The 4,281-nt window shown below is 50.4% G+C and carries 3 protein-coding genes and 2 pseudogenes; 1 reads left to right on the top strand and 4 read right to left on the bottom strand.

The features are described 5' to 3' along the window. Window positions 1–218 precede the first annotated feature (218 nt). The 4 genes and pseudogenes from ACKWMY_RS27845 to ACKWMY_RS27830 all read right to left on the bottom strand — a co-directional run bounded on the left by ACKWMY_RS27845 (window position 219) and on the right by ACKWMY_RS27830 (window position 3,743). Window positions 219–566, bottom strand: a complete 348-nt coding sequence (locus tag ACKWMY_RS27845) for a helix-turn-helix domain-containing protein (protein ID WP_409487492.1) — start codon at window positions 564–566, stop codon at window positions 219–221. Between the two features lie 89 nt (window positions 567–655). After that, a pseudogene (locus ACKWMY_RS27840) lies at window positions 656–1,141 on the bottom strand (efflux RND transporter permease subunit); the annotation flags it as partial. Next, a complete protein-coding gene (locus ACKWMY_RS27835) occupies window positions 1,141–2,217 on the bottom strand; it encodes an efflux RND transporter periplasmic adaptor subunit (protein ID WP_409487491.1) in 1,077 nt (358 codons plus the stop codon). The gene ACKWMY_RS27835 and the pseudogene ACKWMY_RS27840, both read right to left, overlap by 1 nt. An 83-nt stretch (window positions 2,218–2,300) precedes the next feature. Next, window positions 2,301–3,743 carry an alpha/beta hydrolase gene (locus ACKWMY_RS27830; protein WP_409487490.1) on the bottom strand — a complete coding sequence of 481 codons (1,443 nt, stop codon included), beginning with the start codon at window positions 3,741–3,743 and terminating at the stop codon, window positions 2,301–2,303. A 355-nt stretch (window positions 3,744–4,098) separates the two neighbouring features. Between ACKWMY_RS27830 and ACKWMY_RS27825 the strand changes: the two are divergent. Then, window positions 4,099–4,281 (top strand): annotated as a pseudogene (locus ACKWMY_RS27825) (IS6 family transposase); the annotation flags it as partial.

The following is a 4,281-nucleotide window of genomic DNA, read 5'->3' as shown; positions in this document are numbered from 1 at the left end:
AATGACTTCTGGTCTTTGCCAAAAATGGTATCAATTTCAAAGTGTCCGGGCTGTTGTTTGAGGTCCGCTTCGGCAGGCCGGTGCTCAATGCCAACGCGGTTGGGAATAGGACCACGGGTGGCCTGGTCGGTCTGATAGTTATACCGCTTACCCCGATGCGGGAGCTGCTGATACAGGTCTCCGCCGGCCTGGCGCTCCTGCTGGATATAGCGATAGAGCTAGTTCTTGCTGACCGATAAACCAAATTCCAGGAACAGGCGGCCACTGATGACATCAGGTGAAGTGTGGGTAGACAGCGCCTGCCTGATAAATTCTTGAATGTGCGGTTCAAGCTGGTTAACCACGTTATCCGGACGTGCTTTCTGACGCCGCCCTCTGGCCAGTGTTTCTGCCCTTCTGCAGGAATAAACGCCGTTGAAAGCGGCGTCGGTATTGCGTCTGAGTTCCCGGCTGATGGTAGAGCGCGGAAGCTGAAGCTCTCTGGCAATAGTGGCCTGATTAACCCCATCATCACGACGTTTTTCGATGTAGAACCGCTCTTTCTGAGTCAGATGTTTTCCCTGCATGCAAAGGGATCTCCAGTAGGGCCAGAACGGTGATTTTATCCGGGTCTAGCCAGTGGGTCACTTTGTTGCATTTCAACTGGGAATGGGGCCAGCAGTTCGGCAAAGTTGCGCAGAGCCTGATTGCTGTAACCGGCCCCCTGCAGTGAGAAGAGGACGCCGTAGACGTCGCCGAAATCATCATTGACGATCGGCGGGCTTGAGCCCGGAGGCAAACGTACGGTGGCATCACTGATACGACGGCGCAGCACATCCCAGATTTGTGGCAGTTCCGCCGCACCATATTCAGCACGAATATTGACGGTGATCTGCGATAGCCCCACGCTGGAGATGGAGGTGACATTGTCGACATAAGGCAGTTGCTGGATGGCATTTTCCAGTGGAAGAGTAACCTCCTCTTCCACTTGTTGTGCAGAGGCTCCGTCGTAGCGAGTGACCACGACAGCCGTTTTAATGGTAAAAGCCGGATCTTCCAGTCGACCTATATTCAGAAAGGCCAGCACGCCTCCGATACCCAGCAACAGGATCGCCAGCCAGATACGGGTATTATTGTTGATGAAGTTTTCCGTCAATTTCATCACAGACCTCGCTCACGAACCCAGGCTCGCACTTCCTCGTTAGCATGTAATTCACGGGGACCCGCTGCAACAATTCGTTCACCATCCACCAGGCCAGAAACAATCTGAATACCGTTGGACGTCAGTTGCCCTGTTTCAACCTGGCGGGGTTCGACAAATAATTTCCCACCCTCGTCTTTAACTACCCACACGTGTGGCTGATTGTCTGGGTCAAATACCGCCTCTGCGGGCACCACGATGTTGCTGGTTTGCACAGCATTGGTCAGATTACCAAGGTTTATTTTTACACTGCCGCTCATGCCGGAGAGCAGGGGTAAGTCCCGCGGACGATCCATGGTTAATGTCATCTGATAGGTTAATGATCTCGCGGTGGTATGAGTCGTGTGCTCTTTGTAACGGGCGGCAAATTGACGACCAGGAAGGTTATTCAACTGAACAACTGGCTGATAGTGGATGTTATTACTGTCAATGATACGGAAAAGATTTTCGGGGATACTGAAGAGCACATCCAGAGAGTCCAGCGAATTTAAAACTGCTATTGATTGCCCCATCGGGACAACTTGATAGTTACGGACATTGACCTCGGCGATAATGCCGCTAAAAGGTGCGCGTATTTGCATATCGCGCAGCTCCTCCTGGGCTAATTTCAACTCAGCCAGAGCGGAGTCACGTGCCGCACGTTGTACGTCAAGTTCTGCACGTGAAATGACCTTGTTGGCACTTAAAGTGGCATAACGATTGAACTGGGCCTGCGCCAGATTAAAACGGGCCTCGCGATCACTCACTCGCAACCTGGCATCGTTGCTGTTAAGCTCGGCGATCAACTGCCCTTGCTTAACCCGTTCACCCTCATAGACCAGAAGCTGCTGTAACTGTCCTGCGCGTTTAAAAGCCAAAGGGGTTCTATCACCAGCCACGATCCGGGCAGGAAAGGTCCGCACCCCGAGTTGAGCACTATTTCTAACATCAAATATACTGACCAACGGTACTCTTTCGATATGCTCAGAGGGTTCTCTGTCACAAGCGAAAAGAAAAAGTGTGATAATAAGTAGAACAGCAACACGCTTTATATTCACGATGTCATCTCTGTGGATCAGATTTTAAGGGACGTCGGGTTGATTCTGTTATTACCAGATACCTGCATCGCTATTGAGGTTCCTTACCTGCTGATATTATCATCAATACGTTTTAACATATAAGGGAAGAACGGGTTTGATGAGAGACGCATCAGTGAGTCCAGCCCTACAACCAGCACGGCTCGTTCACCGCGTGCGGCAAATGTCCCTAGACTGATCCCGTATTGATTACGTGGCTCAGGGTAGCGGCCATACAATGAATCACTCATCGGGAATGGCAAAGCGACATGCGACAACGAGAAAATATCCGGTGGATAGACGATACCGAGCGGTTCCGTTGTTTCTGCTGTTTGCCCCGCAACCGTAGTACGTGCCAATGTCTCCGTGGTTTCAGGGGAAACGTTGGTGACTATTGTGGCTTTATAATTTCTTGGTGGGGGGGGCAGCAAACGGGATAAGGCAGTATAGGATGACGTTCTCAGTAATGGCCCGAAACTGACGGCTTGATTCAAATCGAACAAAACCACTTCACTGCCGTTTGCCGGCAAATGGTTATATAGCGCGGTGATCACCGAACGCGTACTGACGGTCGAGTCCAAGACTGACTGGAACGTCAGTATCGGGGGTAATTCATCCATTTTTTTATTTTTTGCATCACGGATTATCTGTTTTTGTAATTCTTGCGTTAGCTGGAAAGATTGACGGGCGGCATTGACTGGAAACGAGTTGTATTTAAATGGATTAAATTCGGGAACAATACCTAACCATGCCGCCTTGGCAAAGGCAGGAAATAAAGCCGGCCAGCCAGCAACCCCGGCAAATCGGGCAAATCGGGTGACACCAATCATCGGCGAAATCAGTACCACCCTTTGAGGTTTCGCCAGCGTGGTATCATCAAGGGCATCCAGCGTATATTTCATCGCCAATGCGCCCCCGTTGGAAAAACCGACCATATGCAAAGGAAGAGCATTGCCACTGAGGGATTTGGCCTCTCGTACCGCCAAACGGGTTGCAGCCAGCCAATCCTCCCAGTTCACATCCGTCAATGCCCCAGGAACGGTACCGTGTGCCGGTAAGCGAATACCGACGACCACATAGCCAAACTGGCGATAATTATCGGCGATATGACGTAAGCTGTAAGGTGTATCAGTCAAACCATGCAACAAGACTACAGCCCCTTTCGGTTTTCCTGTCGGCATCATCACGTAAGAGCGATTCCAGTCAGTCGGGAACTTTTCAGGGTAAATAGGACTGCCGAAATAGTAACGGTTCAACGGAGTTTTTACGCTGCTAGCCAACTTGTCGGTCACATTAATCCGGACTTCTTTAAAAAGCGCGTCCTCAGCGCTCAGGTAAGTAGCCCAATCGGCTTTGTCTATCGCGTCCGCACGCATTTCATGTGGCACGAAGGTATGCCAGAGCTGGAGGTCCGGACTTCGCTGTGTGAAATAGATACGTCCGCCAAGCGCCCCGATCCCCAGGATCACCAGATACAACACGATACGCTTCATCCATTTGATAACCATATATTGACTCTTTTTTATCTTGTCATGACGGAGACCGAAAGTTCGGCAACCATGTTCACATGCGTCTCAGAACAGGTGCGCGGAAGATCCCCTTGCCCAACCCATCCTCTCTTTCTGAAACGGGATACGCAGCAAGGATATGTTGAAAAACATCCACCTCGATTATAGCAATGCTATGTCAAGGGCGCTTAGTTTCGGTCTCCGGAGTGATATCAACGTGTAGTGATGTGAACCGCCCCGGTTTTCTTGGAGAGTGTTTAGTCCGTGAACTCAGGCTGTAGCACCTTATTGTGGTTGTGTCGCATTAAGGCTTACTCAGGTAACATGCTGTTTTTATTTACGATTTTTTCTGACCATGTCTCTCATTCGAAACGCCTTCTGTCGTCTGCATTATCCCGTCGATATTATTGCTCAGGGTGTCCGCTGGTATCTGGCTTACTCACTGAGTTTACGCAACCTGGAAGAGATAATGGCAGAGCGCGGTATTGTTGTTGATCATTCCACGCTGCACCGCTGGGTTATTCGCCTGGTGCCCTTG

The organism is Serratia sp. J2, from assembly GCF_046269175.1.
Taxonomy (GTDB): Bacteria; Pseudomonadota; Gammaproteobacteria; order Enterobacterales; family Enterobacteriaceae; genus Chania; species Chania fonticola_C.
This window is presented reverse-complemented; position numbering and strand designations above follow the sequence as displayed.

What these genes read in the sequence shown, in the direction of transcription:
- ACKWMY_RS27830 (WP_409487490.1), bottom strand. Translation starts at nt 3,743, where the DNA reads ATGGTTATCAAATGGATGAAGCGTATCGTGTTGTATCTGGTGATCCTG.
- ACKWMY_RS27845 (WP_409487492.1), bottom strand. Translation starts at nt 566, where the DNA reads ATGCAGGGAAAACATCTGACTCAGAAAGAGCGGTTCTACATCGAAAAA.